We start from the raw sequence: 14,940 nt of genomic DNA, 5'->3' as shown, positions 1-14,940 counted from the left end.
TAAGTTTTTAAAGTATTTTATTAACACGTTCTATAGTGTCTTTTTTGTGTAATGATAATCGGATAATTGAATCTTCAAGACCTGTTAAATCATGAATGATATTAGCTTCAAGAGAAATAATGTCTCCTTTTTTTAATTGATATTTTGTATTATCAACACCAAATTGGATACTACCTTCAAATAATTCAATCACAATAGGGAAAGGAGCCTTATGTGCTTTCATAACTTGATTTTTTTGAATTAAAATTCTTATCTCTTTTGTAGTTTGTGTTTCTAAAAGAACTGATACTACAGGTTTAGCTTCATTATAGACTATGTTTTCTATAAGCGACGTTTTTTTCATTAGTTTAATTGATTTAATTGATTTTTGCCAAAAAGAGTTAAACAAATCACCTTAATGCATTCTAGCGCTATGAATACAAAATGGAGTTGACTTTTAGGCACTGAAATTCCTTGTATAATTTTTGAAGCTCTTTCGTTCAAATTTGGGAGTAACCAAATAGTTTGTATAATTAGAATTAAAAAAGCAATAGTAAAAAAGAGTGTATATTTTATTTTAGGTTTTTCATTAGAATAAATAAACAATGCTATAATGGAGAAACTTGAGAATAATTCAACTTTATTTAATGCTCCAAAAACAAGTTTGCCAATACCTAATCCTAGTGAAGTTGTAATATTTGGAGCTTGAAACTTTAACCAAGCTTCCATAAAACTAATGGAACAGATAAAACCTATCCAAATAAAAGTGATTGCAATTGTAAATTTTAGTGTTGATTTTATCATAAAATAGTAAAAGACCTTTTTATCTTTTATTGTATTAAAAATTAGTATTAACGTTTTAAACAAAAATGTTGTGTATCCATATCATTTACTAGCATTTCTAGTGAAGTATTTTCAAGCATGTTTCTTAACTGTTCTCTTATGGTAATAAATTTGAAATGGAGTGGACAAGGAGAGTTTTCATTGCATTGAGCCAAGCCTAATCCGCAGCCTGTATATATGTTATCTCCATCTAAAATTTTCACAACATGACTTAAAGTAATTGTTTTCATTTTATCTATTTCAATTACAAAACCACCATAAGGGCCTTTAATAGAAGTTACTATGTTATTTCGAGTAAGTTGTTGAAGTATTTTAGCTGTAAAAGCTTGGGGAGAATCAATAGCTTCTGATATTGTTGTTAAACTAACTTTTACATCTTGTTTGGTTTGTTGAGCAATATAAATAATAGCTCTTAATCCATATTCGCATGATTTTGAAAACATAATTTTGTTAGATTTAATGATACAAAGATATTGATTTTTTATAAAGGACAAAAATATCTTTTATACTTTTTTTAAATGGTAAAAAATGTTTATTTATAGAGTATTAATAATTGATTAAAAATCTCGGTAATATTTTCAATAGGTAAATCTTCTTTAGGGTTGATTCTTAAAATTTTCATTCTGGCTCTATTTCCTTGTTCTAAGAGAGGATGATTAATAGCATTTCCTTCAACTATGCCTATATATGGTTGTTGTGTAGTTTTATCTTTCCATAGATAACAAAACATTTTCCCATTATAGCAAAAAAACGGCATTTTATATTTAAAATCATTTGTAATATTAGCATCGAGAGAAAGTATAAATTCTCTCAATGCTAAAAATATTCCTTTTGTAGGTTCTTCTAGTTGTAAATAATATTGATCTATATCTTTCATTATTCAGTTGCAATATAAATAGCTACTTCTGCATTAGTTGGATTTTGAGCTTTTTCACCATAAACTTCAAAATCGGTAGTGTATTTTCTGTTCAATGGTGTGTTCCAAATTTTCATCCATTCGTCATAAACAAGTCCTTTTGATAAATCTCCTGTTGTAGTAAATTTTGTGTAATTTCCTTTCATAATTGTTTTCGCAATCATATTTTCAGGAATGTTTTCTAAAGAAAGAACTTGGCATCCAATGTAAGTTGTGTAAGGTTTTGTATGATCACTTTCATAGTCTGAATAAATAGCATAGATAGTATTGTCTACTTTATTGGGTATTTTGTTTATAATATCTTCTGTCATAAATGTATTCCAAAGTGTAGGAATGTCTTTTGCTGCTTGCTGATTTTCGTTTGTAGTTCTCACATTAATTCCAATGATGTGAAAGGCTTCTAATTTTGTGTTTTCCATTTTTTTGAATTTTTAATTGTTCAAAAATAATATTGAGTTATGACAAAGGTATGTCAGGGCTAGAAGAATATTTTTTTCTACAAATTTCAAAATATTCTTGAAGTGACATTTTATGAGGTTCAAAGGTTTCAGTATGTAACTTTAATTTTTGAATTTGATCTATACGAAAAGCACGAAATTCGTTTCGTAATCTACAAAAAGCAATTAAAATCCAATTTTCTTGAGTACTATATAAAGCAAAAGATTCAATGGTTCGTGTAGTAAACTCTTCTTGAAGAGAAGTATAATCAATAGTCATAAGTTGAAATTTACTTATAGCAGATTGAATTGTCATTAAATAATTACTTGTTGTTTTATTTTCAATATTGGTTCTAAAAACAATTCTTTCAGTTAATAGATTAGTAGTTTCTTTTTGTGAATATCGTAAAACGGCTTTTATTTTAATAATGGCATTTGTGTAGTTTTCAACAAGAGACTGATCTTTATTTTTACTAATTAATTTTTCCGCAGTAATTAAAGCATTAGCTTCATTTTCGGTAAACATTATAGGAGGAAGCTGATATCCTTCAAGTAAAGAATATCCTTTGCCTTCTTCTGTAACAATAGGAATTCCTGATTGCTCAAGAGTACGAATGTCTCTGTAAATAGTTCTAATACTAACGTTGTATTTTTCGGCTAATGTTTTGGCAGTAAGTATTTTTTTTGATTGTAGTTGGGTTACAATTGATGTTAATCTTGAAAGTCTTGGTTTTTCGTTTTCATTCATTTTATTCTTGATTTGAATTGTAACTTATACAAATGTACTTAAACTTTTTAAGACTATTTTGATTAGCTCAATACAACGTAATGTTTAAACTAGAATTATATTGAGCTTATTTAGTTTTATGCTATTAAATACCAAAAATCTAGTTCCATAGAATTTTCATCTGCTAGCTCTAATAAAGGTGTGCAAAATGGATTTTGAAAATAGCCGAAACAGATTTTTTTTGTTTGTCCAAGTGTTTTTCCGAAGGTAATTTCTGAAAATTTGTTACTCTTAATCTTTCCTATGAAATGCTCGGAAGTGTTTTCAAAAGTATTTAAATAATTGGTTTCTATTGTATTTGAAATCGAAAGTAATTGATTTGTTTCGCTTTCGTTTTTGAGTGAAAATGTACCACATTCTATACATGAAAAATGAAGTGGGATTTGAAAATTATTTTTCTGAATGTGATGAAATTCTATTTTAATACTTTGTTTTTCAATTAATTTAAAAAAGTTTTGAGCTTCTGGGATTTGCATTAAATGGGTTTCTATATCGTTTAGGTTTTCAAAATTTTCTACAAATAGTACATTAGCATATTCATTTTTAAAATTTCTAACTAAGCAATGAAAAATAAAACCATTTTGTTTAGCTAATTGTATTTCAAATTGTAAAATAGCATTAATTAGTTCATCATCAGTTATGGTATCTTTTTTCTTAAAGCTAGTAAATTCCATTGCTTTTGCAAAATTATTGTTTACTCGAATCATTTTTTTGAGTTTTAAATTAATATCTTTTGCAAATGTATTTTAGACTTACGACAGCCTTATGTCATGGGTAAAAAAGAATTGTATACATTAATGGGAAATAACAAGATATTTTATATATTCTTCAATTTTATATTTTAGTCGGTTTTCTAAATATTCATTAGAACCTGATAATGTTTCGCTTATGAGTATAGCTTCTTTATAATAATTTTGTATTTTTTCAGTGTCCCAATGATTTGGAGGTGATTGTAAATTGGTTATTCTATCGGCTAATTTTATGGCCCAAACTTCTTTCCTTAACTTTTTAATTCGGGTTAAACTATCAATCATTTTTTTTGATTTTTCAATTGTTTCATTTTTTGTAAGTGCTAAAACAGCTTCTGCAATTTCGGTGTTAAAATTAGCTTCAATTTCTTCAAATGTAGTTTCAGTATCTTCAATGGTATCATGAAGTAGTGCAACTTGAATAGCAAAATTCACATCAAATTCTTTTGAATGTTGTGAGGCAATTAATATTTCCATTGCAACATTACTTAAATGGACAATATAGGGTAATTCACTACCTGATAATACTTGACTCACTGATGTGTGCTTTTTTGCTGCAAATAATAAGGTTTTTTGATATAGTGTTTGTGTATTCATTTGTTTGTTTATGTTTTTTAAAAGCAATCACTATGGCTTTTTTAAAAAGTACCGTAATAGTATTATTCTTAGCAGAAGTTAGTATGGTTTTCTTTTTGCATAATGAAATACTTCATTCAAATATATAAAAAGTAGAAGAGAAATGTATAAAAAAAGTCATTCTATACAAAGGTAGGTTTTAAAAAACTTCTTTTTTGTATAAAATGACTACTTGTATGTTTTTGAGTAATATAAAAATTATTTCCCGTCTCTGTCTACTTTAATTCTTTCTGGTCTATTCGCTAATTCCCAAGCAAGTGTAAAAGCAAGTTGAGTTCTTTTAGTTAAAGCATCATATTCAATTTTATCTGGAGTGTCTGTTGGCATATGATAATCATCATGAACACCATTAAAGAAAAAGATAGAAGGAATACCATGTTTTGCAAAGTTGTAATGGTCAGAACGATAGTAAATTCTTTCTGGGTCATTTCTATCATTGTATTTATAATCTAACTCTAGGTTTGTATATTTACTATTTGCTTCTTCATTAATAGTGTGTAATTCAGTGCTTAATCTATCAGAACCAATTACATAAATATAATTATTTGTATCAGGATGTAATTTGTCTCTACGACCAATCATATCAATATTAATGTCGGCAACTGTATTAGCTAAAGGAAATAATGGATTTTCAGAATAGTAACGAGATCCATGTAACCCATGCTCTTCACCAGTTACGTGTAAGAAAAGAATTGAACGTTTTGGTCCAAAACCATCTTTTTGAGCTTTTTTAAATGCTTGTGCAATTTCTAATAATGCAACAGTTCCAGAACCATCATCATCAGCACCATTATATACTTCTCCATTTTTTGTTCCTACATGATCGTAGTGAGCAGATATTACAAGAATTTCATCTGGTTTTTCACTTCCTTTGATAAAAGCCCATATATTTTCTGAATCATTTAATTTTGGAGCAAAACCTCTTGCCATAAATTCAGAAGGTACTTTTTGATACCAATCTGTAGCTTCTTTAGGAAAACTAATGCCTTCTTTTTTGTATTGATCAATTAAATATTTACCTGCTTTCTTTTGTTCTTCTGTTCCTGTATCTCTTCCGCCCATTTCATCAGAAGCAACAATATATAAATGAGTTTTTAATTCATCCGCAGTAATAGTATTCATATATTTTGACACATCTGCAGGCTTTGTATTTGTAACTTTAGAAGTAGAACTACATCCTAAAAGGAATAAGGATAATAGAGTTCCAGAAATTAATTTGTGATTCATTTTAAAAAAGTTTGGTTAAAGCAAATATATCTATTAGTTGTTTATTTAGTATATATTGTTACAATAATTAGATAAATTTAACATTTTTGAAATTTCATGATTTTGAAAGAATCTTTATTCTGTATAGTTTAATACTTTTTAATTAATTAAATTTGACTTTGATTAATATAAATACTAGTAGAATCTATTATAATTTATAAACACAACTATTTTTAATGATTAAACAATTTATATTCTCTTCATTATTTTTTTTTATAATTCAAGCAAATGTTATTTATGCTCAAATAGCACCTAAGCAAGAATCTTTATTGAATGGTATTGAGAGTTTAATTTTTATAAATCCTGATGAGTCATTAAAAATAGCAATGCATTTGCTTGAAAAAGAAAACACATCTGAAGAAGAAATAGATGATTTAAACTTATTAGTTGCCATAGCTTATAAAGTTAAAGGAGAATATGGTAAATCATTAGAGTATTTATATAAGTATAATTTGAATGAAAATCAGATTATTTCTATTTCAAATGTAAAAAATATTTATTTGCGTGCTCAAATTCTTAGAAAATTATTACTTGAAAGACAAGCCACAGATTATCTTAATCAATTAACAATAGCAAAGAAAAATATAACAGATGTTTTTGTGAAAAGTTATATTGAAGAAGTTCTTAGACTTGAAGAATTATATAATGAATCAAGAGATAATTATAATAAAAATATTCATTTTGCAGATCAAATAAATCAAGGTGAAAAAGTTAAATTTCCTACATTAATTTTAGATTATTTAATTGAATTTGTGAAACTAGATTTAGAGAACAAACAATTCGATTTAGCAAGAAAAAAAGTAGATACAATTTTAATTTTTAATGAAAAAAATAAAAACACAATAGGGTATTATAATATTGAAGCTTTGTTGTTATTATCGAAGATTGATTTTTATGAGAATAATTATTTAGAAGCTTTAAAACAATTAGAGAAAGCTTTAAGTTTTAATGATGCACTAAAAAATAAATATATTCAGGATGAAATTTATGATCAAGAAATTGTAAATTATTTAGCTTTAAATGATACATTTAGTTTTAAAAATGCTAATGTAGATTTTGAAAGGATTCATTCTGAAGTTGAAAGTTTAGATCAGGAAACCACTAATATTGCTTATAATTTAATTTTGGAAGAAAATAATTATAAGAAGAATTTAAAAGAAGCTTATTATGTAAGACTATTTAGAATCATAGGAATTTGTACAATAGTTATTCTATTTATTCTTTTTTTATTTTGGTATAAAAATTATCAAAGAAATAAGAGCTTACTTGAAATTATAAGCTATTTGAAAGTAACCAGAAAAAATTTAATTTCAAATTATAAAGAGAAGAAAGAATATTCTAAAAAAATTACAATACCTCAAAAAACAGAAGAAATATTACTCAGTAAACTACAGAAGTTTGAAAAGTCATCGAGATTTTTAAATAAAGATCTTTCTTTAGCAGTGCTTGCAGGCCAATTTGAAACAAACACAAAATACCTATCAGAAATAATCAATTCAAATTATAATGTAAACTATAATACATATATCAACAAGTTAAGAATAAGCTATATCGTAGATAAACTAAAAACAGATTCTAATTATTTAAATTATAAGATTAGTTATTTAGCAGAAAGTTCAGGATTTTCATCACATAGTAGCTTTGCTACTGTTTTTAAGTCTATAACAGGAATATCACCAGTAAAATTTATCGAATTGTTAAAAGAGGAAAAAGAAAAATCAGTAGCTTAATTATGAGTAAATTATATTATTTTATAGTACTATTATTACTGCCAAATTCAGCTTTGATATTTGCTCAAGAGTCTGTAGATTATGATAAAATGCTGCGTTCTGGTACATTGTTAATTTATGACAATCCTGATTCAGCTATTATTAAAGGACAAAAAATCGTTAAAGAATCAAAAAATATAGATATTCAAATACAAGGGCTAAAGCTAATCTCAGATGCATATTCTTCAAAAAGAGATTATGAAAAGTCATTAGAGTATGTAATTAAAGCAACTCACCTTTTATCTAAATCAAAAAATAAATTACTAAAAATAAAAGTAATTGTTAAAACAGGAATCCAGTATCATCAATTAAAAATATATGATAAAGCATTGCAATATTTAGATGAAGGAGAACAATTATCTTTACAATATCCTATAAAAGACTCCATATATTCTAGTCTAGGAATTAATTATGCAGTAAGAGGTTTTATTTATAAAGAAAAGTTTAATTGTGATATTGCAATTGATTATTTCAATAAAAGTTTAGAATCTTTTAATAAGATAAAAACCAAAACGGTTATTGCTAACATTAGCATTGTACAATATAATAAGGGAAATTGCTACTTATTATCATTTGATTTAGAATCAGCGAAACAAAATTTTAATAAAGCAATTAAAGAAGCAAGCTCTATTAAAGCAAATAGTTTAGAAGCTTTTGCACTAAAAGGACTAGCTCAGGCTTACACTTTAGAAGCAAAATATAATGAAGCTATTACAACATTAGAAAGAGCCTTATTAATCTCATCAGAAGTTAATGACCTAATCCTAAATCAAGAAATATATAAAGGATTATCAAATAATTATTTAGCTATAAATAATAAAGAAGAATTCAATAAGTTTCATACAAAGTATTTAAACACTCAAAACTTAATTAAGTTAAGTGAAAGAAAGTCTATAAGTGATTCGTTAATTGAAAAAAAGGTAGAAACAAATTCGCAATTAAATACTCAAGTTTCTAAATATTATTTCTTCATTTTTATTGCTTTAATATTTTTGTTTTTAAGCTTTATAGTATTCATTATAATTAGAAAAAAACAGAAAAAAGAAGCTAAAAACCTTAAAAAACGTATTCAATCACTCCAAAATGAGAAATAATTAAGGAGAATTAAAAAGCATTATATTTTTATTTAATCAGTTGTAATACAGTGTTTTGTGTATTGCTTTTGTCTTTTGAAATTCAGTAAATTGAAAAGACATATTGTAATAGTATGAAAAATTATAACATATTTTTACAAAACTAACAATTAACTAAAAATGTGATGATAATGCTAAAAAAATTACAACTAATTAATGTAGTAAATTCTCATTTATTACAAATTAGCTGTCAACATTTTCTTTGGAAAAAAATAGATTTATTACTTCCAAAGAAATTAAACAAAGTATGCTTTGTTTTTATGTTGATGCTATTTTCGATTAATAGTTACAGTCAATTACCAACAGAGTCTTTCGAAAGCGGTATACCTGGATCTTGGAATTTATTTCAAAATAATTTTGGGACCATATCATGGGAAACAACAACAGATGGATATCTAGGAACAAACGCTGTTACCGTTAATCCAGCATCAGATAATATTGGAACTGGAAATACAGCAGAATATTATTTAGTAACACCTCAAATTACAGTACCTGAAAATGGTCAAATACGTTTTTTTACAAAACAAGGTAGTGCTATAGATAATGGGACTACTTATGAAATTAGAGTTTCAACAGCTAGTCAACCAGATATTAGCGGTTTTACAGTTGTATTAGATTCATGGACAGAAACAACATTGAATACTTCAGCAACTACTTATGAAGAGAAAATTGTAGCAATTCCAACAAGTATTGCAGCAGGATTAGATATTTATATTGCATTTGTTGCAGTTAATAATCAATCTGGATCAACACCAGAAGGCGATAGTTGGTTTGTAGATAATATTCAAGTAGTAGAGTCATGTATTGATGTAGCTGCGAATCAAGTGAGTTTTACTAATATAGATTTAGATAGTGCAGACATAACTTGGGGACATCCAACAGCGACAAATTTTGAAGTTCAATATGTATTACAAGGAGCAGCACCTGCTATGACAGGAACGCCTATATCGGGTAATACAACATCATTTTCTATGCTAAATGCAGATACAAGTTATGATGTATATATTAAAACATTTTGTCCTAATACAGAAGTAAGTAATTGGGCAGGACCTTTCAATTTTACAACACTAGCTCTTGGAGGAGCATGTGAAAGTGCTATTAATGTTGGGGATCTTACCACACCTTATACAACTACTGATAATCTTAATAATTATAATAATGGTATAGTATTGTCTACACCAGGTTCTGGCTGTACATCTTATACAAATAATTATGCAATTGGTGGAAAAGCATTTTATGTGTATTCACCAACTGTTTCTGGAGTTATAAAAATTACATTAACATCTACTAATACAAGAACAGGATTATTTGTTTATGAAGAATGTTCAAATGTAGGTGTAACGTGTGTAGGAGGTGTAGCAAATACTACAAATGCACCTAGAGTTATTGACTTAACGGTGAATGCAGGAACAAATTATATAATTCTTGTTTCTTCAAATTATAGTGCAACAACAAATATACCATATACACTTACTGTTGAGTCACCTGCTTGTCCTGCTCCATCTGGAATTATAGCATCTAGTATTTTACAAACTAGCGCAAATTTATCATGGAATAATTTGGGTAATTTAGCTTCATCATGGGAAGTAGCTGTTCAACCAATAGGAACCGGAGTTCCTACAGGTTCAGGTATTTCGGCATCATCAAATGTGACTTTTAATGTTACTACAACTTTGTCAGGCACAGCATTAACACCAAATACAGATTATGAAGTTTACATTCGTTCAAACTGTGGTTCTGGTTTTGGAGCTTGGAGTTCTGTTTATAATTTTAAAACGCAATGTGACATTTTTTCAACTCCATATTCTCAAGATTTTACAGGAAACACTGCGTCAAATCCAGCACCTTGTTGGACACCATTAGATATTAATAATGATGGAGTTGTGTGGACTTATATTTCAAGTGCAGCAACTTTTTTTCAAAGTAATACGACAAATAACAATGTCGATATGTTTGTTTCTCCAATGATTGATTTGGGTACAACACCTAAACGTCTTCGTTTTAAACATAAAAATGTTAATTCCAATAATTTACATTTTCAGGTTGTACTTTCTACAACAGGATTAGGAAATGATAATTTTACTGTGGTTTTATTACCAAATACCACATATAGTAATAATGCTTATGTAGAAAAAGTAATTAATATTCCATCATCTATAACAGGACCAGTTAATATTGCTTGGTTATTTGATAATACAATTCAAGATAGTCCTGCATCAACAAGATTATATATTGATGATGTAATAGTGGAAGACAAACCAGCTTGTTCTGATCCTTTGGATGTTTTAGTTTCAAATATTACAACAACATCAGCCGATTTTAATTGGACAGCAGGAGATATTGAAACACAATGGGAAGTAGTAATTCAAACACAAGGAACTGGAATCCCTACAGGATCAGGAACATTAGTTAATTCAAATGCCATTTCTTCTACATTAATACAACCATTAACACATGCAACACGATATGAATTATATGTAAGGGCATATTGTTCAGGAACACTGCAAAGTGATTGGGTAGGGCCAATTAATTTTATTACAGAATGTGGTACTTTTACTGTTCCTTATTATGAAAGTTTAAACGATACTGATCCAGATTCACATAGTTTCTGTTATTCTATTTTAAATGTAGCGAATGATGGAACAGCATGGACATTGTCAGGAACAGAAGCAAGGTTACAAAAGCCCATTTTTGGTACGTTTCCTGGTTTTGATGATTGGTTAATTTCACCAGCTATAGAAGTAATTGGAACTAAAGAATTAAAATTCAAATACAGAGCTATAACGAATCCTTTTTTCTCAAATCCAAGATTCGGTATTGAAGTTTTAATGTCTACAACAGATACTGATCCTGCAAGTTTTAGCGTAATTGCACCTTTATTCGAATTTACCAATACAGATTATGTTGAAAAAAATATTTACATAAATGCTAATGGACCTGTTTATATTGCATTTAGAGTACCACCTAGTTTTGATCCAAATCCATTTGTTTCAATATTAAATATAGACGATATTAGTATTGATGATGCACCATCTTGTCCAAATCCTAGTTTATTAGAAGTTTCTAACGTTTCACAAACAACAGTAGACCTAAGTTGGACTCCAGGGTTTTTAGAAACAGAATGGGAAGTAGCCGTTCAACCAATAGGATCTGGTGTACCTACTAATGGCACACAAGTTTTAACAACTCCTTCATATACTGCAATTAATTTAACCGCAGATACAAAGTACGAGTATTATGTAAGAGCAATTTGTAGCGGCACAGATCAAAGTGATTGGATTGGCCCAATTACATTTAAAACATTATGTAATGAATTTGCGTCTCCTTTCTTTGAATCATTTGATACAGGATCACCAACAGAAGGATGTTGGATTGTTAACGATTTTAATGCGGATGCAAACTCTTGGAGCTTAAACTCTGCAACATTTGTTTATGAAGGCGATCATGCGGCAGCCATGTTTACTGGAACAAATGGAGCAAATGACGATTATTTAATTTCGCCAACAATTACTGTTACAGCAAATCAACGCTTACGTTTTTACTATAGAGTAAACGATTCGTTCTTTCAAGAAGATTTAAGAGTTTTATTATCAACTTCAGGTATTGCTCCTGCTGATTTTACAACGGTTCTTTTTTCAACTGATGATTCAGGGGTGATTACAAATACGGAATACGAAGAAATGATAATCAATCTTCCAGCAGGTGTAACTGGAAATATTAATATTGCTTTCCATGTACCAGGTTATCCACCAAACTCATGGAATTATAGAGGACAGTTATTAGCTATTGATAACTTTATTATTGAAGATATACCTTCTTGTCCACAACCTTACAATTTAGTAGTAAACAATATTACTGATGTAGAGGCACAATTATTTTGGGAAACGGCAGGAACTGAAACACAATGGGAGGTTTATGTTGTTCCAGTAGGAGTAAGTGACCCTAATGTAAGTGTTGACCCACAATACTTAACAACAGTTTCTACTAATCCATATACTATTTCAGGATTAGACCCTGCGATTAAATATGAATTTTATGTTCGCTCAGTTTGTAGTACTTCAGAATCAAGTGAGTGGTCTGGACCAATTGAATTTACGACTAAATGTAGTTTTGCTAATCTTTGTGAGTATATCATTACTTTAGATAATGGTGCCCCTAATAGACCTGCTACTTCCATTGATTTAATTCAAAATGGTGAAATTGTTCAACAGCTAGTGTTCCCAACTGTAACATCTCCAGGAGTTACACCTCCACCAGCAACATACACAGTGTTTTTATGTGATGGAGTAGAGTTTTCATTATTCTGGAATTCATTAGGATTTGCTCCTAATCAATATCCGAATGCTCAAGTAACAATGACTAATTCTTCAAGTGTTATCGTTTATCAAAGTCCGTTAGGTATTGGAGCTACTCAGTCAACAATTTTCACAGGAGTTACTTCATGTAGCACAGTAACTTGTCCTCAACCAACTGATTTAGCAGTTAACGAAGATGGGTCTTTAACATGGACAGCTGGTGGATCTGAAACACAATGGGAAGTATTTATTCAACCATTAGGTAATGGAACACTTCCACAAAGCGGTATTGTAGTAAATACAAATTCTTATGTGCCAGTTGATGCAGATTTTAATGATTTACAAGCAGGAACATATGAGTTTTTTGTAAGAGCTATTTGTGGTACAAATGATGAAAGTTTCTGGTCTGGTCCACAAGAGTTTGTACGAAATGATAGTTCAGCTAATGCTATCATATTAGCGGTTAATGAAACAGAAATTTGTGATAGTACAGGGATGAATGCTTCTTTCTATGGAGCAACAGTATCTTCAGAAGCTTCAACTTGTTCAGGAAGTAATAATGGAGATGTATGGTTTGAATTTATAGCTACGCAAACAGCTCACATTATTGAGTTGAATAATTTTTCTGGAAGTTATTATATAAACTCTGGAGCGCCAGCGCATCCGTTAATCACAATAACTTTATACAAAGATAATAATGGAACTTTAGAGCAATTAGCATGTTCTGATAAAAATACAATGTTAGCAGCTTATTCATCGGCTACAGAAATAGGGGCAACTTATAAAGTTAGATTAACTTTAAATAGTGCAGCTCATAATGGCTATACATTTAATATTTGTATTAAAACGCCTAATAATTTATGTTCAATAGGTACTTTAAACTCTGGGTTTGAAGCTCCAGTTGCAACGTTTGGTTTGTTAGGGAATTTTTATCGTGAAAATGTAGTTCCTACATGGCGATATAATTATCCTGGACATGATAGAGTGTTTTATATTGATGCTTTGAGTGGTAGTATAGTTCCTTATGAAGGAAATCAATGTGTTCAAGTGTTAAGTCCTGAAGACGCTTACGATCCAACAGACTTTGTAAATGTTTATGGTTTGTACCAAGATTTAGATAGTTCTGAAACTGTTGAGTATGAATATAGTTATGCTCAAGCAACACGTTTTCCTGGTTTGGCTGTAGAATTATTTGCAGGACCTCCATCAGGACCATTTGTATTAATTGAAGATAATTTAAGTTTAGCAAATTGGCAATTGATTTCAGGTACTTATGCGGTTCCAACAGGTCAAAATGTTACACGATTTATTTTTAGATCAAAAAATAATGGAATTGGAAATTTATTAGATGGGGTAAGTATTACTTCTAATAATAAGATTATAACTCAAAATCAAGCTTTGAATTGTACACAGAATAATGTCCAAGTTGAAGCTGTAGGGTATGGAGAATGGACAGCAGATGCTAATAATCCAGCTGTTGCTAACATAGTAGATCCAACAGCTAATAGTACTGAAATTAATAACTTCACGGCTTCTGGTGATTATATCTTTTACTGGAATACTCGTTATTGTCAGTACGCTATAACATTTACATATCAAGCAAATGAAGAAGTTCCAACAGTGATGAGCCCTATTAATTACTGCACTTCTGAAGCACCAATACAATTAACGGCTACAGTTCCTTCTGGATATACTTTACTTTGGTATACTAGTGCAACAGGAGGAGTAGGTAATGCAATAGCTCCAACACCAGATCCTACTGTTACAGGAACATCATCTTACTATGTAAGTTCTGTAGATCCTAATGGATGTGAAAGTTCTAGAGTTTTAATTGAAGTTAATATTGAATATGTATTCTGTAATCAAATCCCAAAAGGAATTTCACCAAATGGGGATGGTTCAAATGATGTATTTGATTTAACAGGATTAGGAGTTTCGAATGTAACAATATTTAATAGATACGGAAGAGAAGTATATTCTTTTTCAGGGAACTATACCAATCAATGGGATGGAAATACTAATGAAGGTGAAGAGCTACCTGATGGAACTTATTTCTATAATGTTGTTACAAACGATGGAAAATCAACAACAGGTTGGGTTTACATTATAAGATAATTAAAAAAGCAGTCT

General features: G+C 29.1%; 12 protein-coding genes. 3 read left to right on the top strand and 9 right to left on the bottom strand.

Annotated features, from left to right (window positions below; translation table 11 throughout):
- Positions 1-7 precede the first annotated feature (7 nt).
- The 9 genes from LXD69_RS16615 to LXD69_RS16575 all read right to left on the bottom strand — a co-directional run bounded on the left by LXD69_RS16615 (position 8) and on the right by LXD69_RS16575 (position 5,574).
- On the bottom strand, positions 8-343 hold the full coding sequence (locus LXD69_RS16615) for a cupin domain-containing protein (RefSeq protein WP_045967424.1): 336 nt from the start codon (positions 341-343) through the stop codon (positions 8-10).
- Positions 343-783, bottom strand: a complete 441-nt coding sequence (locus tag LXD69_RS16610) for a hypothetical protein (protein WP_246916190.1) — start codon at positions 781-783, stop codon at positions 343-345. The genes LXD69_RS16615 and LXD69_RS16610 overlap by 1 nt, the downstream gene beginning before the upstream one ends.
- Before the next feature lie 47 nt (positions 784-830).
- A complete protein-coding gene (locus LXD69_RS16605) occupies positions 831-1,265 on the bottom strand; it encodes an RrF2 family transcriptional regulator (RefSeq protein ID WP_045966520.1) in 435 nt (144 codons plus the stop codon).
- An 89-nt stretch (positions 1,266-1,354) separates the two neighbouring features.
- The gene (locus tag LXD69_RS16600) at positions 1,355-1,699 is read right to left on the bottom strand and encodes a DUF1801 domain-containing protein (RefSeq protein ID WP_045966521.1); all 345 of its coding nucleotides are present in this window, start codon (positions 1,697-1,699) and stop codon (positions 1,355-1,357) included.
- A complete protein-coding gene (locus tag LXD69_RS16595; RefSeq protein WP_045966523.1) occupies positions 1,699-2,157 on the bottom strand; it encodes a GyrI-like domain-containing protein in 459 nt (152 codons plus the stop codon). Before LXD69_RS16595 ends, LXD69_RS16600 begins: the two co-directional genes overlap by 1 nt.
- A gap of 37 nt (positions 2,158-2,194) precedes the next feature.
- On the bottom strand, positions 2,195-2,923 hold the full coding sequence (locus LXD69_RS16590; protein WP_045966525.1) for a helix-turn-helix transcriptional regulator: 729 nt from the start codon (positions 2,921-2,923) through the stop codon (positions 2,195-2,197).
- Positions 2,924-3,039: 116 nt separating this feature from the next.
- The gene (locus LXD69_RS16585; RefSeq protein ID WP_246916189.1) at positions 3,040-3,669 is read right to left on the bottom strand and encodes a hypothetical protein; all 630 of its coding nucleotides are present in this window, start codon (positions 3,667-3,669) and stop codon (positions 3,040-3,042) included.
- A gap of 87 nt (positions 3,670-3,756) precedes the next feature.
- Positions 3,757-4,308: an HD domain-containing protein gene (locus tag LXD69_RS16580; RefSeq protein WP_246916188.1), complete on the bottom strand. Its 552-nt coding sequence runs from the start codon at positions 4,306-4,308 to the stop codon at positions 3,757-3,759.
- Positions 4,309-4,545: 237 nt separating this feature from the next.
- On the bottom strand, positions 4,546-5,574 hold the full coding sequence (locus LXD69_RS16575; RefSeq protein WP_246916187.1) for a M28 family metallopeptidase: 1,029 nt from the start codon (positions 5,572-5,574) through the stop codon (positions 4,546-4,548).
- Positions 5,575-5,789: 215 nt separating this feature from the next.
- Between LXD69_RS16575 and LXD69_RS16570 the strand changes: the two genes are divergently transcribed.
- The 3 genes from LXD69_RS16570 to LXD69_RS16560 all read left to right on the top strand — a co-directional run bounded on the left by LXD69_RS16570 (position 5,790) and on the right by LXD69_RS16560 (position 14,925).
- Positions 5,790-7,343 (top strand): helix-turn-helix domain-containing protein, encoded by a 1,554-nt coding sequence (locus LXD69_RS16570; protein ID WP_045966535.1) that lies wholly within the window; start codon positions 5,790-5,792, stop codon positions 7,341-7,343.
- Positions 7,344-7,345: 2 nt separating this feature from the next.
- Positions 7,346-8,476, top strand: coding sequence for a tetratricopeptide repeat protein (locus tag LXD69_RS16565; protein WP_045966537.1), 1,131 nt, complete (start codon positions 7,346-7,348; stop codon positions 8,474-8,476).
- Positions 8,477-8,646: 170 nt separating this feature from the next.
- Positions 8,647-14,925, top strand: coding sequence for a choice-of-anchor J domain-containing protein (locus LXD69_RS16560; protein ID WP_246916186.1), 6,279 nt, complete (start codon positions 8,647-8,649; stop codon positions 14,923-14,925).
- Positions 14,926-14,940 lie beyond the last annotated feature (15 nt).

This window comes from Flavobacterium sediminilitoris (assembly GCF_023008245.1).
Classification (GTDB): domain Bacteria; phylum Bacteroidota; class Bacteroidia; order Flavobacteriales; family Flavobacteriaceae; genus Flavobacterium; species Flavobacterium sediminilitoris.
The sequence above is the reverse complement of the archived record's forward strand: the minus strand, read 5'-3'. Positions and strand labels throughout refer to the sequence as shown.